The 24,468-nt window shown below is 67.6% G+C and carries 21 protein-coding genes and 3 tRNA genes; 17 read left to right on the top strand and 7 right to left on the bottom strand.

Annotated elements, in window-relative coordinates; all coding sequences use genetic code 11:
* Positions 1 to 165: 165 nt before the first annotated feature.
* On the top strand, positions 166 to 1,149 hold the full coding sequence (locus tag ACWAUG_RS11285; protein ID WP_460802489.1) for an Abi family protein: 984 nt from the start codon (positions 166 to 168) through the stop codon (positions 1,147 to 1,149).
* A gap of 204 nt (positions 1,150 to 1,353) precedes the next feature.
* Positions 1,354 to 2,493 carry a tyrosine-type recombinase/integrase gene (locus ACWAUG_RS11290; protein ID WP_460802490.1) on the top strand — a complete coding sequence of 380 codons (1,140 nt, stop codon included), beginning with the start codon at positions 1,354 to 1,356 and terminating at the stop codon, positions 2,491 to 2,493.
* A 35-nt stretch (positions 2,494 to 2,528) separates the two neighbouring features.
* Here the strand turns inward: ACWAUG_RS11290 and ACWAUG_RS11295 are convergent.
* From ACWAUG_RS11295 to ACWAUG_RS11305, 3 genes are all read right to left on the bottom strand, one after another.
* Positions 2,529 to 2,601, bottom strand: a tRNA-Phe gene (locus ACWAUG_RS11295).
* A gap of 73 nt (positions 2,602 to 2,674) precedes the next feature.
* A tRNA-Asp gene (locus tag ACWAUG_RS11300) sits at positions 2,675 to 2,748 on the bottom strand.
* 24 nt (positions 2,749 to 2,772) lie between these two features.
* Positions 2,773 to 2,848, bottom strand: a tRNA-Glu gene (locus ACWAUG_RS11305).
* 208 nt (positions 2,849 to 3,056) lie between these two features.
* Between ACWAUG_RS11305 and ACWAUG_RS11310 the strand changes: the two genes are divergently transcribed.
* Positions 3,057 to 4,484 (top strand): peptidoglycan DD-metalloendopeptidase family protein, encoded by a 1,428-nt coding sequence (locus ACWAUG_RS11310; protein ID WP_460802491.1) that lies wholly within the window; start codon positions 3,057 to 3,059, stop codon positions 4,482 to 4,484.
* 64 nt (positions 4,485 to 4,548) lie between these two features.
* Here the strand turns inward: ACWAUG_RS11310 and ACWAUG_RS11315 are convergent, their stop codons facing one another.
* Positions 4,549 to 5,037, bottom strand: coding sequence for an inorganic diphosphatase (locus tag ACWAUG_RS11315; RefSeq protein WP_298040495.1), 489 nt, complete (start codon positions 5,035 to 5,037; stop codon positions 4,549 to 4,551).
* 74 nt (positions 5,038 to 5,111) lie between these two features.
* Here ACWAUG_RS11315 and tilS point away from each other — a divergent pair, with 74 nt between their 5' ends.
* From tilS to ACWAUG_RS11330, 3 genes are all read left to right on the top strand, one after another.
* Positions 5,112 to 6,107, top strand: coding sequence for a tRNA lysidine(34) synthetase TilS (gene tilS / locus ACWAUG_RS11320; protein ID WP_460802492.1), 996 nt, complete (start codon positions 5,112 to 5,114; stop codon positions 6,105 to 6,107).
* 141 nt (positions 6,108 to 6,248) lie between these two features.
* Positions 6,249 to 9,965, top strand: coding sequence for a right-handed parallel beta-helix repeat-containing protein (locus ACWAUG_RS11325; RefSeq protein WP_460802493.1), 3,717 nt, complete (start codon positions 6,249 to 6,251; stop codon positions 9,963 to 9,965).
* 38 nt (positions 9,966 to 10,003) lie between these two features.
* Entirely contained in the window at positions 10,004 to 10,711 is a 708-nt protein-coding gene (locus ACWAUG_RS11330) for a hypothetical protein (protein ID WP_460802494.1), read from the top strand.
* Between the two features lie 51 nt (positions 10,712 to 10,762).
* Here the strand turns inward: ACWAUG_RS11330 and ACWAUG_RS11335 are convergent, their stop codons facing one another.
* Positions 10,763 to 11,311: a DUF937 domain-containing protein gene (locus ACWAUG_RS11335; RefSeq protein ID WP_460802495.1), complete on the bottom strand. Its 549-nt coding sequence runs from the start codon at positions 11,309 to 11,311 to the stop codon at positions 10,763 to 10,765.
* A 133-nt stretch (positions 11,312 to 11,444) separates the two neighbouring features.
* Here ACWAUG_RS11335 and hpt point away from each other — a divergent pair, with 133 nt between their 5' ends.
* From hpt to ACWAUG_RS11385, 10 genes are all read left to right on the top strand, one after another.
* Complete coding sequence (gene hpt / locus ACWAUG_RS11340; RefSeq protein ID WP_298040489.1) at positions 11,445 to 11,996, top strand: hypoxanthine phosphoribosyltransferase; 552 nt, start codon at positions 11,445 to 11,447, stop codon at positions 11,994 to 11,996.
* A gap of 70 nt (positions 11,997 to 12,066) precedes the next feature.
* Positions 12,067 to 14,082, top strand: coding sequence for an ATP-dependent zinc metalloprotease FtsH (ftsH, locus tag ACWAUG_RS11345; protein WP_460802496.1), 2,016 nt, complete (start codon positions 12,067 to 12,069; stop codon positions 14,080 to 14,082).
* Between the two features lie 2 nt (positions 14,083 to 14,084).
* A complete protein-coding gene (folE, locus tag ACWAUG_RS11350; protein ID WP_460802497.1) occupies positions 14,085 to 14,672 on the top strand; it encodes a GTP cyclohydrolase I in 588 nt (195 codons plus the stop codon).
* Positions 14,669 to 15,469 (top strand): dihydropteroate synthase, encoded by an 801-nt coding sequence (folP, locus tag ACWAUG_RS11355; protein ID WP_460802498.1) that lies wholly within the window; start codon positions 14,669 to 14,671, stop codon positions 15,467 to 15,469. The genes folE and folP overlap by 4 nt, the downstream gene beginning before the upstream one ends.
* Position 15,470: 1 nt before the next feature.
* A complete protein-coding gene (folB, locus tag ACWAUG_RS11360; protein ID WP_460802499.1) occupies positions 15,471 to 15,848 on the top strand; it encodes a dihydroneopterin aldolase in 378 nt (125 codons plus the stop codon).
* A gap of 5 nt (positions 15,849 to 15,853) precedes the next feature.
* Positions 15,854 to 16,384: a 2-amino-4-hydroxy-6-hydroxymethyldihydropteridine diphosphokinase gene (folK, locus tag ACWAUG_RS11365; RefSeq protein ID WP_460802500.1), complete on the top strand. Its 531-nt coding sequence runs from the start codon at positions 15,854 to 15,856 to the stop codon at positions 16,382 to 16,384.
* Positions 16,381 to 16,869 (top strand): DUF3180 domain-containing protein, encoded by a 489-nt coding sequence (locus ACWAUG_RS11370; RefSeq protein WP_460802501.1) that lies wholly within the window; start codon positions 16,381 to 16,383, stop codon positions 16,867 to 16,869. Before folK ends, ACWAUG_RS11370 begins: the two co-directional genes overlap by 4 nt.
* A complete protein-coding gene (locus ACWAUG_RS11375) occupies positions 16,820 to 17,425 on the top strand; it encodes a PH domain-containing protein (RefSeq protein ID WP_460802502.1) in 606 nt (201 codons plus the stop codon). Before ACWAUG_RS11370 ends, ACWAUG_RS11375 begins: the two co-directional genes overlap by 50 nt.
* Positions 17,422 to 19,167, top strand: coding sequence for a PH domain-containing protein (locus tag ACWAUG_RS11380; RefSeq protein WP_460802503.1), 1,746 nt, complete (start codon positions 17,422 to 17,424; stop codon positions 19,165 to 19,167). The genes ACWAUG_RS11375 and ACWAUG_RS11380 overlap by 4 nt, the downstream gene beginning before the upstream one ends.
* On the top strand, positions 19,157 to 19,846 hold the full coding sequence (locus tag ACWAUG_RS11385) for a DUF2520 domain-containing protein (protein WP_460802504.1): 690 nt from the start codon (positions 19,157 to 19,159) through the stop codon (positions 19,844 to 19,846). Before ACWAUG_RS11380 ends, ACWAUG_RS11385 begins: the two co-directional genes overlap by 11 nt.
* A gap of 12 nt (positions 19,847 to 19,858) precedes the next feature.
* On the opposite strand, the gene ACWAUG_RS11390 is transcribed toward ACWAUG_RS11385, so the two are convergent.
* Positions 19,859 to 21,643 (bottom strand): DUF2207 family protein, encoded by a 1,785-nt coding sequence (locus ACWAUG_RS11390; RefSeq protein WP_460802506.1) that lies wholly within the window; start codon positions 21,641 to 21,643, stop codon positions 19,859 to 19,861.
* 105 nt (positions 21,644 to 21,748) lie between these two features.
* Here ACWAUG_RS11390 and lysS point away from each other — a divergent pair, with 105 nt between their 5' ends.
* The gene (gene lysS, locus ACWAUG_RS11395; RefSeq protein WP_298040468.1) at positions 21,749 to 23,278 is read left to right on the top strand and encodes a lysine--tRNA ligase; all 1,530 of its coding nucleotides are present in this window, start codon (positions 21,749 to 21,751) and stop codon (positions 23,276 to 23,278) included.
* 1 nt (position 23,279) lies between these two features.
* Here the strand turns inward: lysS and ACWAUG_RS11400 are convergent, their stop codons facing one another.
* Entirely contained in the window at positions 23,280 to 24,392 is a 1,113-nt protein-coding gene (locus ACWAUG_RS11400) for a DUF4192 family protein (protein ID WP_298040466.1), read from the bottom strand.
* Positions 24,393 to 24,468 lie beyond the last annotated feature (76 nt).

Here is a 24,468-nt window from a genome sequence, read left to right on the forward strand (position 1 = left end):
CATCAGAGATCTCGTGTCGCATCACCGTTCAAGAGTCACCCACGCGACGCCAAATCCACTTGATCAACACGGCCTAGCTCTAAAGGCAAGAAAGCTGCTACCCTAGAACCATCACGATCAGCCCGCTCGCCTCACGGCTCGGGCTGATTTTCTTTTAGGAGGCATGTGGTCGCGTACACGAAGCCGTGGATGTCGATTGAGCAGCAGATCACTCAGCTCCAGGGCAGAGGACTCGTCGTCGACGACACGGCGATGGCCACACAGCTTCTCGAAGAAGTCGGCTACTACAGGCTCACCGGCTACCTTTACCCGGCACGCCAATCGGATCCCATCGTCAAGGAGGACGGACGTCCGGGCATCCGCATCCTCAGCAACTACCGCCCCGGGACGCGCCTTGAACATGCTGCCGAGCTCATCGCCTTCGATCGAGAGCTTCGCCTGCACGTCCTCGAGGCAGTCGAGCGCATCGAGGTCTCGTTGCGCACCCAAGTGGGCTACATCCTCGGCCGACGGTCCGCGTTCGCTCACCTCGAACAGCGCAACTTCACTCCGTCATTCGTAGAACCGTACGTCGACGAGAACACGGGTGACACCACCAGCAAGCATTCGGAGTGGATCCTGCGCGTTGATGAACGTCGCGCCAGTTCAAAAGAAGCCTTCGTCGACCACTTCCGAACGAAGTACGACGATCAGATGCCTATCTGGGCCCTCACGGAACTCCTCGAACTCGGACACCTCGCCAATCTGTACAGGGGCCTCCAGAACGACGTCGCTACGGAGATCGCTGCGCACTATGCCGTCCCCAGCAAGAAGATCTTGACCAGCTGGATCGCTAGCACCAACTACGTGCGGAACGTCGCGGCCCATCAGGCGCGTCTTTTCAACAGAAAGCTCGTCGATGCGCCAACGCGCCCCAGGGGCGCGATGATTCCTCTTCTCGCGCACCTCCGCGATGATTCCGCCCCGAAGCAGGACTTTGGCCTGTACAACGCTCTCGCAGTCATGGCCTATTTGCTTCGCAGCATTTCAGGCCACTCGGAGTGGGCTGGTCGCCTGCGCGAGATTGTCGACGGGTTCCCCAACGTTCCGTTTATCGGCATTGGCAGCATGGGGTTCGCCCAGGGCTGGGATCAACATGAGCTGTGGTAGCGAACACCGACAAAGAGTGCTGCCGCACGATGGTTCCCATCGTTTGCCTTCGGCGTTGTGGTGGCTGTAGCGGCACTGTAGCGGGCATCGCCAACGGTATTTCGCAGCGTCTCGCGGATGTAGCGATGTAGCGGCTGTAGCGGTGATTTGTTGAGGGCACAGCCGATGTCGGGGGCTCGTGATGCGATAGACGCGGAGGTCGTCATGGGATCAGTGGAAGCGTACGAATCCGCGAAGGGCCGGCGGTATCGGGTGAGGTATCGGCGTCCAGACCGCACGCAGACGACCAAACGTGGCTTCGCGACGAAGCGCGAGGCAGACAACTACCTCGCGACGGTCGAAGTCTCGAAAATGCGAGGTGAGTGGCTTGATCCATCACGCTCGAAGGTGAGCGTTGCAGACGTTGCCGCGGAGTGGATCGCTGGCCAGGTGCAGATTAAGCCGAGCACGCTTTCGGGCTACCGATACACGCTCGATCGCCACATCCTGCCGACGTGGGGGAGCCGCCGGCTCGTCGAGATTGGCCACGGTGAGGTGCAGGCGTGGATCATGACGTTGGCGGAGCGTCTCGCTCCGTCGACGGTGCGCCAGATCTACTTCGTTCTTGCGGCTCTCATGAAGTACTCCGTGAGGGATGGTCGGATTAATCGAGACCCGACCGATGGTGTGCAGATGCCGCGGAAGCGCGCGACCGACCGTGGGTACCTTTCCCATGACCAGGTGGCTTCTCTCGCGCGGGAGTGCGATGGGCACGAGGATCTCATCGCCTTCCTCGCCTATACCGGACTCCGGTGGGGAGAGATGGCTGCACTGAAGGTCTCATCGATCGACTTCTCCCGTCGACGCGTTGAGGTGAAGGAAGCTCTGACAGACGTGCGCGGAACGCTCGTGCGTGGAACGCCGAAGACGCACGAGCGCCGTTCGGTGCCGTTCCCTGCGTTCCTGGAGCCACCGTTGCGCGCCAGAGCGGCAGGAAAGCAACCCCAGGAGTCTCTCTTCGTCTCTAGTCGCGGTCTGGAGATGCGCAACGGCAACTTCCGCAAGCGGGTGTTTCTCCCGGCACTCAAGCGTCTCCAAGAGCGTGATGCGCGCTTCCCGACCGTGACCGTGCACGATCTGCGCCACACGGCCGCGTCGCTCGCTATCTCGGCAGGCGCGAACGTCAAGGCGGTGCAGCGGATGCTCGGACACGCGTCGGCCGCAATGACCTTAGATGTGTATGCAGACCTGTTCGACGACGATCTTGACCACGTGGCTGGTCGTCTCGATGAGGCAGCGAGCGAGGGTGTGGCCAAAATGTGGTCAGACGCGGCGGGAGCGAGTCAGGGCCTCTTAACGAAATAAGGCCCCTTCCCAGTAGAAGCCTAGGAAAGGGCCAGTGGCTCCGACGGGCGTCGATCCCGTGACCTCACGATTTTCAGTCGTGCGCTCTACCAACTGAGCTACAGAGCCGTACGGCACATCATAAATCTGCCGCCATCTAGACGAAAGGCCCTTTTCGAAAAAAGGGCCCGTCGCTATAGAGCGACCCTGACGGGACTTGAACCCGCGACCTCCGCCGTGACAGGGCGGCACGCTAACCAACTGCGCTACAGGGCCATGCTTATTAAATTATATCGGATTTGGTGACCCCAACGGGATTCGAACCCGTGCTACCGCCGTGAAAGGGCGGCGTCCTAGGCCGCTAAACGATGGGGCCGAGTCAGTCCCGGGGGACTTCCTTGCCGACACCCAAGCATAAGCCGACTTTCCTCCAAAACGCTAATCGAGGGCGTGCCTGCGTGACGCCCGGGCGTTTCGGGGTGACGATGGAGGGCCGGCTTCGGCCTCGTGAGGAGCCTGTGGCCTGGTGCGTTTGTGACGGAAGTTGTTACTGTGGCATATGTGATTTCGGTGAGAGGGGCCGTGTGAACGACGAGCAGTCCACGATGGATGCTGCGCTCGAGGCCGGGGATTCCTGCGGCTGCGGGCCCAGCGCCGAGGAGAAGCGCACTTTCTGGCAGAAGGGCGCGCTCACGCGGCGCAACGCCCTGAGTCTTGGCGCACTCAGTGTCGCGGCGCTCAGCGCCTTCGGCATCGGAACCGGCGTCAATGCCGCCTTCGCCGCCTCGTACCCGAGCTGGGATGACGTGCAGAAGGCCAAGCAGAACGAGGCCGCCAAAGCATCCGAGATCACGCGCATCCAGAATCTGATCGCCTCCCTCACGCAGAAGGTCGCCGACACCCAGGCGGCGGCAGAAGCGGCGGGCAACGAGTTCTACGAGGCGCAGCAGGCCTACTTCGCGGCCATCGCCGCAGCCGAGAGCCTGCAGACGCAGGCCGATGAGCAGGCCGCGACGGCGGACGAGTCCGCTCGTAAGGCCGGGCAGGTCGCTGCGCAGCTCTACCGCAAGGGCGGCGACGACACCGCTCTCGAGCTCTTCTTCGCGGGATCGGCCGAGAACGCCGACGACCTGCTGTCGCGCCTGGGCACGATGGACAAGCTGTTCCAGTTCAACCAGTCGGTCTACGACGACGCCGTCGCCGCACGCAACTCCGCGCAGCAGCTCAGCGATCAGGCCGCGGTCGCCCGCGACGAGCGCGACAAGCTGCAGAAGATCGCCGAGGAGAAGATGGTCGCCGCCCAGGCGGCCGCCGAGGCCGCGCAGGCGGCCCTCGACGAGCAGGCCGAGAACCTCGAGACGCTGAAGGCGCAGCTCGCGCTGCTCCAGGACACGACGAAGAAGACCGTGGCCGACTACCAGGCCGGCGTCGCCGCTCGGAAGAAGGCCGAAGAGGAAGCGCGCAGGAAGGCCGAGGAAGAGGCCCGGAAGCGGGCCGAGGAAGCGGCGAACAACAACAACGGCGGTGGTGGCGGTTCCGGTGGCGGAGGCGGCTCCGGCGGTGGTGGAGGCGGCGGCGGCGGAAGCACCGGTTCCGGCGGTTGGGTCCGGCCCCACGCCGGCTGGCGCACCTCGGGCTACGGTCCGCGCACCCCGATCTGCGGCTCCAACGGCTGCTCGTCGAGCTATCACTACGGCGTCGACCTCGCGGCCGGCTGCTGGTCGCCGATCTACGCGGCGAACTCCGGCACGGTCGACTACGCCGGCTGGAACGGCGGCTACGGCAACTACGTGCGCATCCAGCACGGCAACGGAATCGGAACCGGCTACGCGCACATCGTCCCGGGCGGTTTCGCGGTGCGTTCGGGCCAGCGGGTCAGCGCCGGACAGGTCATCGCCTACGAGGGCAACACGGGCGGCTCGTTCGGATGCCACCTGCACTTCGAGGTCTACATCAACGGCGGGTACACGAACCCCATCGCATTCATGGCGAGCAAGGGCATCTCGGTCTGAGAGCCGTTCACGGCAACGAAAAACCCCCGGCAGCAGCCGGGGGTTTTTCTGTGTTCGAAGAAGCTCAGTGGCCTTCGCCGAAGCGGACGATCGCCTCGTCGAGGATGCGCTGCGCCTCAGCGGCGTCGCCCCATGCGTCGACCTTGACCCACTTGTTGGGCTCGAGGTCCTTGTAGTGCTCGAAGAAGTGCTCGATCTCCTTCTTCGTGTACTCGGCGAGGTCGCCGATGTCCTGGATGTGCGCCCAGCGCGGGTCCTTCGAGAGCACGGCGACGAGCTTGTCGTCTCCGCCGGCCTCATCGCTCATCTTCAGCACGGCGACGGGGCGGACCTCGACGACGACGCCCGGGTAGATGGCGTGGTCGAGGAGCACGAGGACGTCCAGCGGATCGCCGTCCTCGCCGAGCGTGTTGTCGAAGTAGCCGTAGTCGGCGGGGTATCCGAAGGTCGTGTAGAGAACGCGGTCGAGGTGCACTCGTCCGGTCTCGTGGTCGACCTCGTACTTCACGCGGCTGCCGCGCGGGATCTCGATGACGGCGTCGTGTGCGCCCATGCGTGTGCTCCTCAGAAAAGACGGTTGGATGCCGCAGACCAGCCTACCCGCGCGTCGCGCGGTAGCGTGATCTGGTGCCTTCACTCGATCCCGCCATCGCCGAGATCCGTCTCGCCGTCCGCACCGCCCTTGCCGATCTGCCCGATGGTGCGAGCGTGCTCGTCGCGCTCTCCGGAGGTGCGGATTCGCTCGCGTTGACGGCGGCGACCGTGTTCGAGGCGCGTTCACGCGGGATGAAGGTGCTCTCGTTGACCGTCGATCACGGCCTGCAGGACGGTTCGGACATGATCGCCGCGGAGGCGGCCGTGCGTGCCGAGCGCATCGGTGTCGACGATGCGCTGCAGACGAAGGTCGCGGTGACGGACGCTGCGGGCTCAGGACTCGAGGCGGCAGCGCGCGACGCGCGCTACTCGGCGCTGCGCGGGATCGCCGGTGCAGAAGGAGCAGCCGCAGTTCTGCTCGGGCACACGCTCGACGATCAGGCCGAGACGGTGCTGTTGGGGCTGGCCCGCGGTTCCGGTGCCGGCAGCATGCAGGGCATGGCCCCGCGCCGAGAGGACGAGGACGGCACGGTGTGGCTGCGGCCGATGCTCGGCGTGCGCCGCACCACCACGCGGGCCTTCTGCGCAGCATCCGATCTCGATGTCTGGGACGACCCGCACAACGCCGAGAGCCGATTCGCCCGTGTCCGCGTGCGCGAGAGCGTGCTGCCGGTGCTGGAAGCCGAACTCGGCCCGGGCATCGCCGAGGCGCTCGCTCGCACCGCCGAGCAGCTGCGCGAGGACAACGCCGCCTTCGATGAGATGATCCACGAGACGATCGAAGACATCGTCGAGCACGCCGAAGCCGGCATCTCGGTGAGCGTCGCCGCGCTCGCGGCGAATCCGGCAGCGCTGCGCAACCGCATCATCCGTCTCGTCGCGCACAGCGAATTCGGCGCGAGCCTCACCCGAACGCAGACCCTCGAAGTCGCGCGCCTCGTGACCGACTGGTCGGGACAGGGGCCGATCGACTTGCCCGGCTGCTCCGCCGCACGGGCCGGTGGACGCATCGTACTCACCGCATCTTGAGCGCGGCGATGCCCGTGGACATCGGATAATCACGCATTCCGGCGAAAACGGCAGTCTGAATATCGCGGGACCTTTACGGAAAAAAATCAGGCCTGCAACCATGGTGACCGTCCGTACCTCCGAACCGATGGTGATTCCCCGATGCGACGCCGACTTCCAGCCGTTCTGGCCGTTCTCTCCCTGCTGATCGGTGGTGTCGCGACCGCTCCCCATGCGGTCGCCGACGATGAACCCCGCACCCTCTTCTTCGACGACTTCTCCTCGGGAGATGGCGCCCAGTGGTCGGTGGCCACCGCGAACGCAGCATCCTCGGTGACCTTCGCCGGAGGCAGGGCGACGATCATCGGCAGTGGGCCGGAGAACCGGATGATGTCCAAAGACGTGATCCTCGCTGACTCCTTCACTCTCGGGATCGACCTCTACATCGACGAGCGCAACACCAACAGCGCCATCAAGTTCGGATTCCTCGCATCCGATGCTGGTGCGAGCCGCTTTCAGGTGACCTACGACGGTCCGCACAGCACCCTCGCCCTCGAGCAGGTGATCAACGCCGAGACCACAGTGCTCGCGACGGCTGACGATGTCGCGCTGGCAGTCAACACCGAAAGCGCGCCGTACCGCGTCGAGATCGATGTCGATGGGGATGCCGTTACCGCGGCGATCGACGGCGAGGTCCTCCTCGACGTCGCGGGCACCGGCGCGGCATCCGCCGCTCAGGGGTCGATCCTCGTGGCATCCCAGTTCCCGAATCAGGCGTACAGCGTCGACGACGTGCGGGTGACGACCACCGAGCCAGAGCGCCTCGGCGAGTACACGGTCGAGACGCGCACGATGACCGACGGCGTCGAAGACGCCGACCCCGGGAGCGCGGGCGGTACCCTCACCGCGAACCGCTCATCAGGGGACGCCGGCGACATCGTCGCGCTCAGCCCTGCGGCACGACCCGGTTATGTGTTCGACGGGTACGAGCCGTTGCGCGCTGACACCGGCACGAGCACGGACGGACTGCTCACCATCGACGACGACCGCTTCACCCTCGACGATAAAACCGGCAGCGTCATCATCATCGCCCGCTTCATCACTGAGCCCGAAGACCCGAACACTCTGTTCACCGACTACTTCGAGGGCGGCTTCAACGATCACGGCGCATACACGCTCTCCGGTCCCGGCTCGACCGAGATCGTCGACGGCGCTCTGCTGCTCAGCGCCGGGGCGTCGCCGCAGGCCGTCACGGTGGACGCCTCGGCGTGGGGCGAACCCGCCGACTACCGCATCGTCTTCGCCGCGAGCAAGGCGAACGCCTCCGCGGGCACCATGCAGATCGCGTTCCGCGTGGACGGCCTCGACGATCGGTACGTGCTCGCGCTCAACGGGTCCAAGGCCCTGCTGCGGCGGCTTGACGCCACCGGCGGCAACGTCGAGTTGGCGAGTGCGCTGTACACGTTCGACCAGACCACGCGCACCATGACGATCGAGGTCGCCGGAGACACGGTGTCGGTCTCCTCCGACGGCACTCCCGTGCTTTCCTATACCTCCGACGACGGCTGGTCCGGGATTCCCGCCGGTCTCGCACTGATCAACCTGACCGATGGCGCGCCCGTGGTGATCGACAATGTTCGCGTCGCCCGTGTCCCCAGCGTCGTCGGCGTGACCGTCGCCGTCACAGCCGACGGCGTAGCCGATGACGACCTCATCAGCGGAGTCGCCGTGCTCTCGACGACTCGTCTTCCCGCCGGCGGCACACTCACCTGGACGACGCACGCGAAGGGCGGCTACCTTTTCGATGGTCTCTCGTTCGACGGTGCACCCGTTACCGGCGGAGAGTTCACCGTGCCGTCAGACGCGACAGGGGACATCATGCTCACTGCCGCATTCGTCTCGACGGATGCTCGGGGATCCGCGCATTACATCGACCCGACCACAGGCGACGACGCGGCATCGGGCACATCTCCAGATGATGCGTGGGCGAGTCTCGCGGCGCTGAACGGACGCCTGTTCGGACCGGGCGACAGCATCCTGCTGCGCAGCGGGAGCGTCTTCGACGGGGCGGCGGCCGAGCTCGCATTCGCGGGTTCCGGCAGTTCGCAGGCGCCCCTCATGGTCGGCGCCTACGGCGACGGTCCGCGCCCGCAGCTGAACGGTGCGGGCGCCGTTGAGAACGTCGTGAGCCTGTACAACCAGGAATACGTGACGATCACGGGGCTCGAGATCACGAACCTCGATCCGGCCCATGAGACAGGGTTCGCACTCAACGGCAGCACCAACCGTTCAAAGAATCTGCGTGCGGTCAACGTGTCGGCTAGGGACTTCGGCGTCGTGCGCGGCATCGAGATCAGCGACCTGCACATCCACGACGTCAACGGCAATCTCGACGCGAAGTGGAACGGCGGCATCTTCTTCGACATCACCGCCGATGTGCACAGCGGTGAGCTGCGCGGAACCCCGACCAAGTTCGACGACGTGCTCGTCGCCGGCAACGTGCTCGAACGTGTCGATCGCTCGGGCATCAAGCTGGTCAGCTCCCACTGGGCGAACCAGTCGCTCACGAACAACCCGACGGTGCCCCTGAACTGGTACCCGTCGACCGGAGTCGTCGTACGCGACAACATCCTGCGTCACATGGGCGGTGACGCCATCACGGTGCGCGACACCGATGGGGCACTCATCGAACACAATCTCGCTCAGCACTCCAGATATCAGAACACCGGATACAACGCGGGCATCTGGCCGTTCCAGGCCACGAACACGGTCATCCAGTACAACGAGGTCTCGAACACCCACGGCGTGCAGGACGGCCAGGGCTTCGACACCGACCACGTGTCGTCATACTCCGTCGTGCAGTACAACTACTCGCACGACAACGAGGGCGGGTTCATGCTCATCATGAACGGATTCCCGCACACGGCACCCACCATCCGCTACAACATCAGCGAGAACGACGCCGACAAGACCTTCGAGTTCGCCCGTGGCACCGCGGCCGGGACCATGATCCACAACAACACGATCCACTCAGACACGATTCTTCAGGGTCCGCGCGGCGGCGTGCTCGACCTGGCCAACTCCGCGGCGGGGACGGGGAACCGCGAGGTATTCATCTTCAACAACGTGTTCGACTACCCCGAGGGGCAAACGTTCTACGTCGGCGAGGTCGAGACGATGAGGACGAAGGCGCAGCTGTTCAACAACGCCTACACGGGCGGCATCACGGCGCCGGCCGAGGAACAGCGGGCAATCACCGGAGAGGCGATGCTGGCGGATGCCGGCACCGCGCCCGAGACGGATCTCGAGGCCGCCGGGCCCCGTACCGGCCCGACCGCGCCCGAGCTGTTCGCCGGGTACGCGCCTACCGAGGACTCCGTCCTGCGCGGCGCGGGAGTCTCGGTCACCGAGGTCGTCGAGCGCTTCGGCGGCACGGTGACCGACCGCAGCGACCTGTCGCCGACCGAGATCCACGCACAGGCGCTGGCGGGGGAGAGCATCGACTTCGTCGCAGCCGACAACATGCCCGTGATCGATGGCGTCTCGTACAGCACCGACTTCCTCGGCACCGCGCTGCCGCAGTCGGGGGCCGTGACCCGCGTCGTTTCGCCGGGCGACGCTGAGACTCTCTCGATCGGTGCGATCCAGTACGTCGCGGCGGAAACCGACGACAGCGGTGACGGAGTGGAACAGAGCGACGGCGGCGAGGCGGCGGGATCCGATGCAACCACGGACCGGGACGCGACCGGCGCAGGTTCCCAGCACGGCGGTCTGGCCGCTACCGGCGGGGCCGTTTCGCCGCTCGCTGTCGCCGCGGCATCCCTCCTGCTGCTGCTCGGAGCGATGATGCTCCGCATGCGCGCACGACGGGACGCATGATCCGCAATGCGGTGAGGCAGGCCCGCAGGGCGGGAGCGATGATCGCTCTCGCCCTTGCCGCCGTCTTCGCGCTCATCGGATGCACACCGGCGCCGGATCCGTTGACGGAGGCTGTGCACGCGGTGTATGCGCAGTCTCAAGGCCTCACGGCCGAGCAGGCCGACGCGCACCGCGCCCGAGACCTCGCGATCGAGCGATGGGCGATCGAGTGGGAGCTCGTGGAACCGTTCGACCTTGCCGCGCTCGAGGGCGAGTACCAGGCGTCCCGAGCGACGGGGGGATACGGGGCATCTGCCTCGAGCCTGTGGGAGTACTTCCGGTTGCGCGTGGAATCCGATGCGCAGAGCATCCGCGACGCGCTGGCCGATGAACAATCGATGGACGAGGTCGAGCAGTACTACGACGCGAACCCCCAGTCGTTCGAGCGGCAGGATCGATTGGTGATCGAGGTCGCCGAGTGGGAGGGGACCCGTGCGATCGGCACCTCGCGGACGACGATCGACGAGACGAGCGTGCGCGCCCTGCAAGAGGGCGACGACGCGGTCATCGCCGCGGCACTCGATCTCGAGGAAGGTGAGCAGGCCGTGGTCGACCGCGGAGCGGGGCGACAGGCGCTCATCACGTGCCTGTCTCGGGTGGAAACGGGCCTGCTCCCATTCGAAGAGGTGGTGCAGGCCGCGGCGTTCCAGCTCGCCGAAGCACGTTTCGGGGAGCAGCTCGCACAGAGAATGGGAGCAGCTGAGTGAAGGAAGAGCGCCTCACACGACGGTCCCCGTCGGATGAGGCGCTCGCTCGGTCTACTTCTTGCCGAAGAGCCCGCCGATGATGTCGCCGAGACCGCCACCGGAGGACGATCCGCCGCCGAGCAGATCGCCGATGCCGCCGCCGGAGCCGTTGCCGCCGCCGAGCAGGCCACCGATGATGTCGCCGAGGCCGCCGCCCGACTCCGTGCTGGATGCAGAGCTGTTCTTGTTCGCGATGAGGCCCATCACGATCGGCGCGAGGATCGGCAGGAGCTTGCCGAAGTCGATGCCCGAGGTCTTGTCGGATGCCGTGAGCTTCGCCGCGACGTCGCCGGCGTCAGCGCCGAGCACGTGCTTCACGATCTTCTCGCCGTCGGCCTGATCGACCTCGTCGACCGACGTGACGCTCTTCGCGCCCTCGTGCTTCTTCAGAGCGTTGGCGATCGCCGTCGAGCCCTCCGAGCTCTTCGCGTTCTGCGCCAGGCCGCCCAGCAGAATCGCGCCGCCCTCGGCGACGGCCTTCTTCGCCTCGTCGTTGGAGACGCCGAGCTTGGCTGCGATGTCGTCGATCGGGACCTGCTTGAGGGTGTCGTCAAGAGCCATGGGATTCCCTCCGTTCGCGGGCCCAGTGCCCGTTCACCGCCCACCTTATTGCCCTCGCCGCCGCAGTGGGGAGCGCGAGTGCGAGAACCCTTCCTGACAATGGCTCACGGCAGTGGATGCCTAGAATCGATACATGCGCGCGGCAGACATTCAGGACGACCTTTCCCAGATCCTCGTCACCGAGGAGGAGATCCTCGCGAAGCTCGATGAGCTCGCGGCACGGGTCACCGAGGACTATGCGGGCAAGGACCTGGTTCTCGTCGGCGTTCTCAAGGGCGCGGTCATGGTCATGGCCGACTTCGCCCGGGCGCTGCCCATTCACGCGCCGATGGACTGGATGGCCGTGTCCAGCTACGGCTCCAGCACGAAGTCCAGCGGTGTCGTCCAGATCCGCAAGGACCTCGACACCGACCTGCACGGCAAGCACGTGCTCATCGTCGAGGACATCATCGACTCGGGTCTGACCCTCAGCTGGCTGCTCGAGAACTTCGAATCGCGCGGCCCGGAGTCCATCGAGGTCCTGGCGCTGCTACGCAAGCCCGAGGCCGCCAAGGTCGAGATCGACTGCAAGTACGTCGGCTTCGACATCCCCGTCGACTTCGTCGTCGGCTACGGCCTCGACTACGACGAGCGCTACCGCAACCTGCGCGACGTCGCGGTGCTCGCGCCGCACGTCTACAGCTGACGCGCCGCGGCGTACGCCGTGGGCGAATCACAGGGGACCGCTAGCCGGGGCGCGATACGCTGATCGCATCATGGACGTGAAGAAGATCACCCGGAATCCGCTGCTCTATGTGGTGTTGATCGGTGCATTGCTGTTCGGCGGATTCATGCTGATCTCGAACCTCAATGCCCCCAAGCAGATCACCACGCAGCAGGGCCTCGACCTGCTCGCCGGTTCGACGGTCACGAAGGTGACGAACACCGACGGCGATCAGCGGGTCGACATGACCCTCTCGAAGGCCTTCGAGGGCGCCAAGGACGTGCAGTTCTATTACGTCGACGCCCGCGCCGCCGAGGTCGTCACGGCCGTCACCGACTCCGACCCGAAGGACGGCTTCGACGACGTCGTGCCCCGGGCGACCTGGTTCGACGGCTTCCTCTCGCTCCTGATCCCGATCCTCCTTCTCGGCCTGATCTTCTGGTGGCTGCTGTCCTCGATGCAGGGCGGCGGCAGCAAGGTCATGCAGTTCAGCAAGTCGAAGGCGAAGCTCGTCAACAAGGAGACCCCGACCGTCACGTTCGCGGATGTCGCCGGTGCCGACGAGGCCATCGAGGAGCTCGAGGAGATCAAGGAATTCCTCCAGGATCCCGCCAAGTTCCAGGCGATCGGCGCCCGCATCCCCAAGGGCGTGCTGCTGTACGGCCCTCCCGGAACCGGAAAGACCCTCCTTGCCCGCGCCGTCGCCGGTGAGGCCGGCGCCCCGTTCTACTCCATCTCCGGATCGGACTTCGTCGAGATGTTCGTGGGTGTCGGAGCATCCCGTGTACGCGATCTGTTCACCCAGGCCAAGGAGAACTCCCCGGCGATCATCTTCATCGACGAGATCGATGCGGTCGGCCGTCACCGCGGCGCCGGAATGGGCGGCGGAAACGATGAGCGCGAGCAGACGCTCAACCAGATGCTCGTCGAGATGGACGGCTTCGACCCGAACGCGAATGTCATCGTGATCGCGGCGACCAACCGTCCCGACATCCTCGACCCGGCTCTGCTGCGTCCCGGCCGCTTCGACCGCCAGATCGGCGTCGACGCCCCCGACCTCAAGGGCCGCCTGCACATCCTCAACGTGCACGCCAAGGGCAAGCCGCTGGCGCAGAGCGTCGACCTCGAGGTCGTCGCCCGCAAGACCCCCGGGTTCACCGGCGCCGATCTCGCGAACGTCCTCAACGAGGCGGCTCTGCTCACGGCCCGCTCGAATGCGCAGCTGATCGACAACCGCGCGCTCGACGAGGCCATCGACCGCGTCATCGCCGGTCCGCAGCGCCGCACGCGCGTCATGAAGGACCGCGAGAAGCTCATCACGGCCTACCACGAGGGCGGCCACGCTCTGGCGGCGGCGGCGATGAACTACACCGACCCGGTGACGAAGATCACGATCCTCCCGCGCGGCAAGGCCCTCGGTTACACGATGGTCATGCCGGTCGACGACAAGTACTCGGTGACCCGCAACGAGCTGCAGGACCAGCTCACCTACGCGATGGGCGGCCGTGTCGCGGAAGAGCTCGTCTTCCACGACCCGACGACCGGGGCATCCAACGACATCGAGAAGGCGACGAACATCGCCCGAAAGATGGTCCTCGAATACGGCATGACCACCGAGCTCGGCCCGGTCAAGCTCGGCTCCGAGGGCGGCGAGCCCTTCGCCGGACGCGATATGGGCCGCGGCCGCGAGTACTCCGAGACGATCGCGCAGCGGGTCGACACCGAGGTGCGCGCGCTCATCGAGCAGGCGCACGACGAGGCTTACCAGGTCATCAGCGACAACCGCGACATCCTCGACCGTCTCGCCCTCGCACTGCTCGAGGAGGAGACCCTCGACCACCACCGCATCGCCGAGATCTTCGAGGATGTGCGCAAGCTGCCGGAACGCCCGCTGTGGCTCTCGAGCGACGACCGGCCGGTCTCCGAGCGTCCTCCCATCGAGGTTCCGACGCGCGTGATCCCGGCGGATGCCGCGGCGAACGTCGACGGCTCGGCCGATGCGGCAGCTGCCCAGGACGCTGTCGACGGCAACCCGGCGTCCGGTCAGGCGCGCCCGGCGACGGCCTGAGCATGGCGGTCGACACCGAGCGCATCGCGCGGTTGACGCGCGAGCTGCTCGAGGCGATCGGGGAGGACCCCGATCGCCCGGGATTGACGCAGACTCCGGCCCGGATGGCGGATCTGTACGCGGAGTTTTTCGCCGGCGTCGGGGAGGACGCCTCGGCGCCCCTCGAGCACACCATTAGCGTGTCCCGGGGGCCTGCTCCCGACACGCTGCCATCAGGGGCCGTGCTGCTGCGCGACATCCGTTTCCGCTCGGTGTGCGAGCACCATCTGCTGCCGTTCGCGGGGCGCGCGCACATCGCTTATCTGCCGGGGGAGCAGGTTGTCGGCCTCGGCGCGCTCGTGCGCGTCGTCGAGACGCTCGCCACCCGTCCCCAGGTGCAGGAGCGGCTCGGCGAGCAGATCGCCGACACGATTGCCGAGAACCTCGACACCCGTGGGGTGCTCGTCGTCATGGATGCCGTGCACGGCTGCGTCACGATGCGCGGAGGGCGTCAGCCCGAGACGTCGACGCTCACGATCGCGGCCCGCGGGGAGTACACCGACGCGGTCGCGCGAGGCGAGATCATCGCGCTCATCGGAGGGGGAGCATGACCGGCATCTGGGGCATCGTCAACATCACGACGGACTCGTTCAGCGACGGCGGCCGGTACATCGACACCGAGCGTGCGATCGCCCACGGGCTCGAGCTGCGCGAGGCGGGGGCCACGGTCCTCGACATCGGCGGTGAGTCGACACGGCCCGGATCGGCGCGCATCGCTCCCGAGGTGGAGCAGCAGCGCGTCGTCCCGGTGATCCAGGAGCTCGCATCTCGCGGCATCCCGGTCAGCGTCGACACCTTCAACGCCTCGACCGCCGCCGCCGCCGTGCAGGCCGGTGCCCGGATCGTTAACGACGTCTCGGGCGGCCTGGCCGACCCGGAAATGCTCACAGCCGTCGCCGAGTCCGGCGCGGACTATGCGCTCGGTCACTGGCGCGGGCACTCCGATGACATGTACGCCCGGGCCGAATACCGCCGCGCGTCCCGCGAGGTCGCCGGCGAGCTGCGCGAGCGCATCGGCGAGGCGGCCGCGGCCGGCATCGCGCCCTCACGCATCATCCTGGATCCGGGCATCGGATTCGCGAAGGCGGGGGCGCAGAACTGGGATGTGCTCCGCGGCCTCGCCGACATCAGTGCGCTGGGGCACCGCGTGCTGATCGGGACCTCGCGCAAACGATTCCTCGCGGAGGCGCTGGAGCCCCAGGGCGATTCTGTCGACGAGGCGCGACGCGATCTGGCCACGGCCGTCACGAGTGCGCTCGCGGTGCGGCACGGGGTCTGGGCGGTGCGCGTGCACAACGTCGCGGCGACGCGTGACGCGCTCAGCATCGCCCGGGCCTGGGAAGGCTGACATGACGGGCACGGACCAGATCCGCCTCACCGGGCTCACCGTCTTCGGCCGCCACGGCGTCTTCGAGCATGAGCTCGCCGACGGGCAGGACTTCACGATCGATCTGACGCTGCACCTGCCCCTTGCGGATGCCGCGGCATCCGATGATGTCCGAGACACGGTCCATTACGGGGTGCTCGCCGAGCAGGTGGCCGCGGTCGTCGCCGGCGAACCGGTCGACCTCATCGAGACGCTGGCGCAGCGCATCGCGGATGTTGCTCTTGCGGACGAGCGGGTGCAGATGGTCGACGTGACGGTGCACAAGCCGCACGCCCCGATCCCGCTGACATTCGCGGACGTATCGGTGAGCATCCGTCGCACCCGGAAGGGGCGACGATGACCCGGATGCCGCCACTGAACGCCCCGGACCCCCGCCCCGGGCGCGACGCGGCCCTCGCCGTCGTGGCGTTCGGCGCGAATCTCGGTGAGCGGCGGGAGAGCATCGAGCGGGCCGCCGAGCGCATCGCGCGCTTGCCGCTCGTCGACGACGTCCGCCTGTCGCCCCTCCACGAGACGGTCGCGGTTCGACCGGACGGGCCGGATCCGGATGCCCCGGCCTATGTCAACGCAGTCGCGCTCGTGACCACGCGGCTCGCACCGCACGTGCTGCTGGGCATGCTGCACGCGATCGAGGACGAGCACGGCCGCGAGCGCCACGAGCGCTGGGGGGACCGCACCCTCGACCTCGATCTGATCGTCTACGGCGACCTCGTCTCGAACGCCCCTCGGCTGCAGGTGCCGCACCCGCGGGCGGCCGAGCGGTTGTTCGTGCTCGAACCGTGGGCCGAGGTCGATCCCGACGCGGTCCTGCCCGGCGCGGGGCGCATCGATGACCTGATCGCCCGTCTCCGCTCCGACGACACGGCACCCCGATGAAGCGCACCTCCACCCTCGTGCTCCTGCTCCTCGCCCTCGTCGGGGGAGGCGCCGGCTACCTCGTCAACCATCTGCTGACCGTCACGGGACGGGCGACGTTCGCACCCTCCGGGTACCTGCCGGTGCTCCTGGTCATCATCGCGGTCGCGGTGCTTCTGCTCGCCTGGCCGGTGCGGCGCAGCATCCAGGGCAAGAGCGCCGGACGCATCGACCCGTTCCGGGCCATGCGCGCCGTGACACTCGCCCGCGCCTCGAGCCTGCTCGGTGCGCTCACCGCCGGCTTCGGTGCGGGACTGCTCGTCTTCCTCCTGTCGCGGCCGGTTCATCCCCCGGTAGGCTCGATGGTGGCGATGGTCGCTCTCGTGGCGAGTTCGCTCGTGCTCGTGATCGCTGCTCTCGTCGCCGAACAGTTCTGCACCCTGCCGAAGGACCCTGATGACCGACAGCTCGATGACCCCGCCCCTGGAGCCGACGCCGGCCGCTGAGAGCGCGCAACCGGTGGCAGCCGCCCCCGGTCCTCTCGACGAGGGCACCTACGAGCAGATCCGAGAGCCGCGCGGGGAGGGGAGACTCGCCCTCGACGGCCACTGGCACCAGATCTCGCCGCGCTACGTCGCCTCGCAGTTCCTGCAGAACGGTCTCGTGATCGCTCTGATCGTCGTCGTCGCGCTCGTCGCGGCCCTCGTCTTCGACCAGACCTGGGTGTGGATCCCCGCCGGGATCCTCCTCGTCCTCACGATCGCACCCCTCGTGATCCTGCCGCGTCAGGCGCGAGCCATCGGATACATGCTCCGCGAGGACGACATCGTCTTCCGCAAGGGCATCCTCTGGCAGCGCATCATCGCGGTGCCCTACGGCCGTATGCAGCTCGTCGACATCACGCACGGACCGCTCGACCGCGCCTTCGGCGTGGCCCAGCTGAAGATGGTGACGGCCGCCGCCACCACCGGCGTTCAGATCCCCGGGCTCACCCAGACCGCGGCCGAGACCCTGCGCGACACCCTCATCGAGGTCGCCGAGACCCGGCGGACCGGGCTGTGAGCACCCCGGATCCCCGCGCCGCGCTCTCGGACGAGACGCTCGCCGACGGCGAGTGGCACCGGCTCCACCCGCTGACCCCGCTGTTCAAGGGCGGCCTGGTGCTGCTGATCGTCGCCGGTATCGTGCTGAACAACTTCCGTGACCGGATCGTCTACTGGATCGTCGATCTCTTCGCGCCCGATGCGCACATGAGCGACTACTCCAGCGGCGACCCCGTCGACTGGGTGATGGAGAACGACTTCATCCTGCTGGCGCTGCTGATCGTGCTCGGCGTGCTGATCGTGCTCATCGTCGCGTTCTGGATCGTGTGGCGGTTCCAGGAGTTCCGCATCTCCGACGACCACGTCGAGGTGCGCAAGGGCATCGTCTTCCGCTCGCAGCGCCGCGCGCCCCTCGACCGCGTGCAGGGCGTGAACCTCACGCGCCCCTTCCCCGCGCGGCTCATCGGCCTCGCGAAGCTCGAGGTCGTGGGGGCGGGGACCGACGCGAACGTGCCGCTGGAGTACCTGTCGACCGCGAAGGCCGAGAGCGTGCGCGCAGACATCCTGCGCCTCGCCTCCGGTGCGCGCGCCGCGCGCCTGGCGCGCCAGGACAGCGGCCCGGTCGTCGGCGGCGTGCGCGCGCAGGTGCTCGAGTCGGTCAACGCGGGCGTCAGCGGTCTCATCGAGGGCGTCGACCTCACCGATGTCGAGCCCGAGAGCGTCGTCAAGATCCCGACCGGTCGCCTGGTCGGATCCCAGCTGCTCTCGGGCCTGCTGTGGTTCATCTTCTTCGTGGCGATCTTCGCCGTCGCTATGTCGTTCGCGATCCCCGGCATCCTGTCGGAGACCGACGGCCCCGAGGCGATCGGCGCGATCATCGCGGTGATGCTCGGCATGGGCGTCCCGCTCGTCATCGCCACGGTCGCCGTCACCTGGGGGCAGATCTCGAAGTCGCTGCGCTACTCGATCGCCCCGACCCCCGACGGCGTGCGCATCACCTACGGCCTGTTCACGACGACGACCGAGACGATCCCTCCCGGGCGCATCTTCGCCGTCGAGGTGACGCAGTCGCTGCTGTGGCGGCCGTTCGGCTGGTGGGCTGTCAAGATCAACCGCATGAGCGGCAAGAGCGCCGCCCAGCAGCAGTCCGGCACCGGGCAGCAGTTCAGCATCGTGCTGCCGGTCGGAGTCGCCGCCGACGTGCAGCGCGTGCTCGGGCTGATCCTTCCCGACATGCCCCCTCAGGACCTGCCTCTCGTCTGGGAACACGGCATCCACGGCCCGCAGCCGGAGGGAGACCCCTACCAGCGGCTCGAGAAGCGCGGCTGGTGGCGTCGCCCCTTCTCCTGGAAGCGCCACGGCTTCGCCGTCAGCGACTTCGGTCTTATCCTGCGCCGCGGTGTCGTCTGGCGCAAGCTCGCCGTGTTCCCCCTCGCGCGTCTGCAGGGCGTCTCCGTGCACCAGGGGCCGATCGACCGCGCGCAGCGGGTGGGGTATCTCAAGGCGCACAGCGTCACCGGCGTGGTCCTCGGCGACGTCGTCGGCATCGACAGCGCGGTGCTCAACGAGGCCGTCGGAGATGTCGCGCACCGCGCCTCGGTCGCCGCATATGCGGATCACTCGCACCGGTGGGCGTCCGCCGAGACACCGGATGCCGAGACCCCGGTCGCCGCAGAGAACAGCGATGCGGCATCCGAGCCGCTCATCGACCTGGTTCCCGACACACCCACGGCACCGGAGACGGACGACCGTGACGCGTGACGGACGCCTCGGCGTCGGAATCATCGGAGCAGGCCGGGTCGGCCCCGTCATCGGGGCCGCGCTCGCCGGAGCCGGCCACGCCCTCACCGGGATCACGAGCGGCTCCGACGACGATCGGGTCGCCGGAGTGCTGCCCGATGCCCCCGTGCTCGACACCGCCGAAGTGCTCCGCCGCAGCGAGCTCGTCGTGATCGCCGTCCCGCACGACGAGCTGCCCGGTCTCGTCGCCGGACTCTCCGACATCGGCGCCTGGCAACCCGGGCAGCTCGTGCTGCACACCGACCCTGCTTACGGCATCGGCGTGCTGGAGCCCGCACAGCGCAGCGGCGCCATCCCGCTCGCCGTGCACCCCGCGATCAGTTTCACCGGAACATCGATCGATCTGCGCCAGCTGCAGGTCGCCTTCGCCGCGGTCACGGCCCCGGCGCCCGTGCTGCCGATCGCACAGGCGCTCGCCGTCGAGATCGGCTGCGAACCGATCGTCATCGCCGAGCACGACCGGCCGGCGTACGCCGAGGCGATCGCCACGGCATCCGAGTTCTCGCGCGCCATCATCGGCCAGTCGACGTCGCTCTTGCGCGGCATCGGCGTCGAGAACCCCGGCGGCTACCTCTCGGCGCTCGTGCAGTCGACCGTCGAGCGGGCGCTGCGCGAAGCATCCGACCCTCTGGAGCTCTGACCCCGGAGGCGCTCAGCGCCCCCCGGAGAATCCGCCTCCGCCGCCCCCGCCGGAGAACCCGCCGCCCGTCGAACCGCCGCTGCTGCTCGACGCCGACGAAGCCGACTGCGTCGCCGCAGAGAACGAGGCGATCGAGGTGCGGATGCTGCCCGGGTCGGTGGTCGTCCACATCGGGGTCTGGCCGCCCTGACCATAGGCGTACTCGAGCACGCCGCCCCACTGCTTCTCGAGACCGAACAGGATCGCGTAGGGCAGCAGCTTCTCGTACAGGTGGATGACGTTCACCGTGCCATCCGCACGCCGCTCGGCGCCCGTGTACGACTGCAGCATGCGCAGACGATCGGCTTCGGCGACGCGGATGAACTCCTCGACGCCGCGGAGGTGCTCCAACTGCAGGGCGCCCTCCGGGGTGAGCACCGTGTGCCGGGTGAACGACATGAGGCAGGAGCCTGTGACGAGAATGGCTGTGAGCGCGCCCACGAACAGGACGGGCTCGGCGGCCGTCCTGCCGGTGAGGGCCGCCCACGCCCACAGCGCGGCGACGACGACCAGCAGGCCGAGCGATACCCACTGCAGGGTCATCGCCGCACGGCTACGGACCTTCGTCGTGAGGCGACGGGCGAGTGCCATCTTGGTCGCGAACTCGTCGAGGTTCGAGACCCGGGCGATGAGATCGCCATCGGCTTCGCCCAGGGGAAACACCTCTCCGGGCTGCACATCGGCGAACACCACGTCCATGACCTGCTGGTCCACCCGGTCCTGCAGGGGCGCGTCGAGACGTCGCAGCTGCGGGGCGGGCTTTTTCCCGGTCGTCTGCCCGTCTTCGATGCGGATGCTGCCGCCGACGGCCAGGTGGACGAACTGCGCCGCCATCGCGTCGCGCGCGCCGGGGAGGATCTTTCCCGCCAGTAGAGGTGGGAGAGAGGTCGGGACGTCGTATTGCGCGACGACGATGCCGGTCGCGCGCCGGTGACGCCGCTTCATGGATGCCATGCCGATCCACGCGCCGATCGACGCGGCGGCAGCACCGCCGGAGAGGATGTAGGGCGCGACGTCCGTCGCGGCATTGGGGGTGCGGGAACTGGGCTGGACAGCGGTGCCCGGTTCGATCGCGATCGCGACCGTGACGCCCTGGCCGGCGGCAAGATCGTATTCCGATACCGAGAACGTGCCATCGCCGCGGTCGATGAGCACGCAAGGATCGGTCGAGCCGATGTAGCCGGTGTAACAGGACCGATCGCCGGTGAGTCGCGAGCTCAGCGCATCGTCGAAGCGGATCTCGGCGTGGAAGGAGGAGATGCGCTGGGTGCTGTCGAGGGGGAGAAGGTTCCAGTAGAACTCGTCCACCAGCGTCTTCTCGGCGGCGAGGACCACATCGCGCATCTCGTACTCGATGACGTAGGTGGTGCGACCGTGCACGTAGTCGTCGTCCCCGGTGAGGACGTAGAGCATGCCGTCGTCGCTCTCGGTGTCGTAGGGCACCTCGGCGCCGTCCTCATCGCGCACCGAGAGGATCGTCGTGCCGATCGACGCGTCGCCATAGACCTCGGGGAAACCCGCGACGATTCCGCGGTTCTGATCGGCCTCGGGGAAGTCGGCCACGCGGGTCTCCGTCACGTGCATCCGGGCCCGGCCGTCGTCGTCGAGGGAGACGTCGTAGACGGCGTCCCACGATGAGAACTCGAAGTCGTTCACATCGGCCGGCGCGGAGGCCGAGGCGGGGCTCGGCGCCAGCACGAGCAGGGCGGCTCCCACCGCGATCAGCGCCAGGGAACGGGGCAACGACCGGTACTGCATGTCCACGAGCGTACCCAGGGGAATCGCGATCTGCGCGGTGCCGGCCGGAGCGGCGGGCGCACAGGGGGCGGCCGGTAAACTGGAGGGGACTTCCAAGGAGCCGCTATGACCACCGCGCCCGACGCGCCCACGAACACCCCCGACGAGACCTCCGGAGAGGACGTCCACGAGCAGAAGGCCGTGCGCCTCGCCAAGCGCGAGCGGCTCATCGAGCAGCGTGCGGATGCCGCCGGCGGGGCCTTCCCCGTCGCCGTTCCGGTCACGCACACGATCCCGGCGCTCCGCGCCGAGTACGGCGAGCTCGAAGCCGGCGCCGAGACCGGTGTCGTCGTCGGCATCGCCGGCCGCGTCGTGTTCAGCCGCAACACCGGCAAGCTCTGCTTCGCCTCCCTGCAGGCCGGCGACGGTTCGCGCATCCAGGCGATGATCTCCCTCGCCGAGGTGGGCGAGGAATCGCTCGCACGCTGGAAGGAGTACGTCGACCTCGGCGACCACGTGTTCGTGCGCGGTCAGGTCATCTCCAGCCGCCGCGGCGAGCTGTCGATAATGGCCGACGACTGGACCATCGCGTCCAAGGCGATCCTGCCGCTGCCGAACACGCACTCCGAGCTGAACGAAGAGACCCGGGTGCGCAGCCGCTACCTCGATCTCATCGTGCGCGAGCAGGCCCGAACCACCGTGCGGGCCCGCGCGGCCGTCAACGCCAGCCTGCGCTCGACCTTCACCGAGCACGAGTACCTCGAGGTCGAGACCCCGATGCTGCAGGTGCAGCACGGCGGGGCATCCGCTCGCCCGTTCATCACGCACTCGAACGCCTTCGACACCGAGCTCTACCTGCGCATCGCGCCCGAGCTCTACCTCAAGCGCGCCGTCGTCGGCGGCCTGGAGCGCGTCTTCGAGATCAACCGCAACTTCCGCAACGAGGGCGCCGACTCCACCCACAGCCCAGAGTTCGCGATGCTCGAGGCCTACCAGGCCTACGGCGACTACAACCAGATGGCCGAACTCACCCAGGAGCTCGTGCAGAAGGCTGCGCTCGCCGTGGCCGGCTCCACCACCGTCACCTGGGCAGACGGCACGGAGTACGACCTCGGCGGCGAGTGGGACCGTGTCTCGATGTACGAGTCGCTCTCGGCCGCAGCCGGACGCGAATTCACCGTCGACGACACGGTCGAGGACCTCATCGCCTTCGCCGAGGCGAACGGGGTCGACGTGCCCGCGCACGCGACCCACGGCAAGCTCATCGAAGAGCTCTGGGAGCACTTCGTCAAGACCGGCCTCACTCGCCCGACGTTCGTCATGGACTTCCCCGTCGACACCTCGCCCCTCGTGCGCGAGCACCGCTCCAAGGCCGGCGTCGTCGAGAAGTGGGACCTGTACATCCGCGGATTCGAGCTGGCGACCGGGTACTCCGAGCTCGTCGACCCCGTCATCCAGCGCGAGCGCTTCGTCGAGCAGGCCAAGCTCGCCTCGCGCGGCGATGTGGAGGCCATGAGCGTCGACGAGGAGTTCCTGCGGGCGCTCGAGCACGGCATGCCGCCGTCGGGCGGCATGGGCATGGGCATCGACCGCCTGCTGATGGCCATCACGGGCCTCGGCATCCGCGAGACGATCCTCTTCCCGCTCGTCAAGTGATTCACGATGCGGCGCCCTGCCGGAACGTCCATTCCGGCAGGACCGCCGCGTCGATCATCGATCCGATGAGCGCCGCCATCGAGTAGTCGGGGTCGATCTCGGCGACCGCCTGCAGATAGTGCGCGGCGTGGGTCGACCGGCCCAGCGCCCACGACAGCCACGCGGCGATCGTCAGGGCCGCCGGGCGCGACGCCGACGGCGCGCGAGCGGCGAGATTGCGCACGACCGTGAGGGCGATGCGCAGCCGATCCGGGTCCGGTGCCCTTCCGATGCCCATGAGCACGAGTCCGATCTCATCGGGGATCGGCGTGCCATTGTCGGCATAGGCGAGCTGGGCCGCCAGGGATCGCGCTCCGGTGGCGAGATCGGTGGCCCATTGCAGCATCGCCACGTCGCGGAACCGAGGCCGCTCGAAGCACCACAGCAGTGCCGCGGTCACGAACGGCGGCATGTTCTCCGGGGCGTCGAGCGCCTCTTCGAACAGCAGCGTCAGATCGTCGAGCAGGATCGAGGCGGCAATCGCCTGCGGATTGCGGCGCTCGTCATGCCGCCAGTCATGCGTGACGGCATCCGTCAGATCGCGCAGCACCAGGGCCACCCGCTCCTTCTCGGCGAGATCGATCCGCGGCAGCTCCGTGCCGGCGTGCTGATCTCCGGAGACATCGCCGACTCCGGCGACCTCCTCGGGAACCGGGATCCCCGCCAGCGGCGCGACGACGGGATCGTCATCGAGATAGCTCGACCATCCGCCGGGCATCACACACAGGGCATCGACGATCCGCAGCCCATCGGCGGTCGCGGCCGAGAGCAGCTCGTCGAGCATCGCGGTCTGCGGCAGCACCAGGCCGTCGGGCGTGGCCTGTGCCCCGTCATCGGTGTAGACGACGAGGGCGATGGCATCGGCTCCGCTGACGCGGGAGAACAGCCCGAAGGCGGTGCTGACGTACCTGCCCAGGTCCGCACCGCCATCGGGCAGGTCGACGCGCATCGCACCGGAGGCCCGCGATCGGCGGAAGGGCACGAGCACGAGGCTCTGCCGAGGGGCGAAGCCCGCCAGGGCGGGCACGAGACCGAGGAACTCGGCGGAATCTGCAGCGCGGAGGATGGTGTTCATGCAGCGAGTGTGGGCGATGAGCGCTCCGGCGGAGGCGCCTTCCACAGGAGGGTCGGCCTCCGAGCCGTTTCAGCGG

This window comes from Microbacterium sp. GXF6406 (assembly GCF_054798215.1).

What these genes read in the sequence shown, in the direction of transcription:
- ACWAUG_RS11315 (WP_298040495.1), bottom strand. Translation starts at nt 5,037, where the DNA reads ATGGGCGCACACGACGCCGTCATCGAGATCCCGCGCGGCAGCCGCGTG.
- ACWAUG_RS11330 (WP_460802494.1), top strand. Translation starts at nt 10,004, where the DNA reads ATGATCGCTCTCGCCCTTGCCGCCGTCTTCGCGCTCATCGGATGCACA.
- folK (WP_460802500.1), top strand. Translation starts at nt 15,854, where the DNA reads ATGCCGCCACTGAACGCCCCGGACCCCCGCCCCGGGCGCGACGCGGCC.
- ACWAUG_RS11335 (WP_460802495.1), bottom strand. Translation starts at nt 11,311, where the DNA reads ATGGCTCTTGACGACACCCTCAAGCAGGTCCCGATCGACGACATCGCA.
- ACWAUG_RS11400 (WP_298040466.1), bottom strand. Translation starts at nt 24,392, where the DNA reads ATGAACACCATCCTCCGCGCTGCAGATTCCGCCGAGTTCCTCGGTCTC.
- ACWAUG_RS11375 (WP_460802502.1), top strand. Translation starts at nt 16,820, where the DNA reads ATGACCGACAGCTCGATGACCCCGCCCCTGGAGCCGACGCCGGCCGCT.
- ACWAUG_RS11290 (WP_460802490.1), top strand. Translation starts at nt 1,354, where the DNA reads ATGGGATCAGTGGAAGCGTACGAATCCGCGAAGGGCCGGCGGTATCGG.
- ACWAUG_RS11370 (WP_460802501.1), top strand. Translation starts at nt 16,381, where the DNA reads ATGAAGCGCACCTCCACCCTCGTGCTCCTGCTCCTCGCCCTCGTCGGG.
- lysS (WP_298040468.1), top strand. Translation starts at nt 21,749, where the DNA reads ATGACCACCGCGCCCGACGCGCCCACGAACACCCCCGACGAGACCTCC.
- folP (WP_460802498.1), top strand. Translation starts at nt 14,669, where the DNA reads ATGACCGGCATCTGGGGCATCGTCAACATCACGACGGACTCGTTCAGC.
- ACWAUG_RS11325 (WP_460802493.1), top strand. Translation starts at nt 6,249, where the DNA reads ATGCGACGCCGACTTCCAGCCGTTCTGGCCGTTCTCTCCCTGCTGATC.
- ftsH (WP_460802496.1), top strand. Translation starts at nt 12,067, where the DNA reads ATGGACGTGAAGAAGATCACCCGGAATCCGCTGCTCTATGTGGTGTTG.
- folE (WP_460802497.1), top strand. Translation starts at nt 14,085, where the DNA reads ATGGCGGTCGACACCGAGCGCATCGCGCGGTTGACGCGCGAGCTGCTC.
- hpt (WP_298040489.1), top strand. Translation starts at nt 11,445, where the DNA reads ATGCGCGCGGCAGACATTCAGGACGACCTTTCCCAGATCCTCGTCACC.
- folB (WP_460802499.1), top strand. Translation starts at nt 15,471, where the DNA reads ATGACGGGCACGGACCAGATCCGCCTCACCGGGCTCACCGTCTTCGGC.
- ACWAUG_RS11390 (WP_460802506.1), bottom strand. Translation starts at nt 21,643, where the DNA reads ATGCAGTACCGGTCGTTGCCCCGTTCCCTGGCGCTGATCGCGGTGGGA.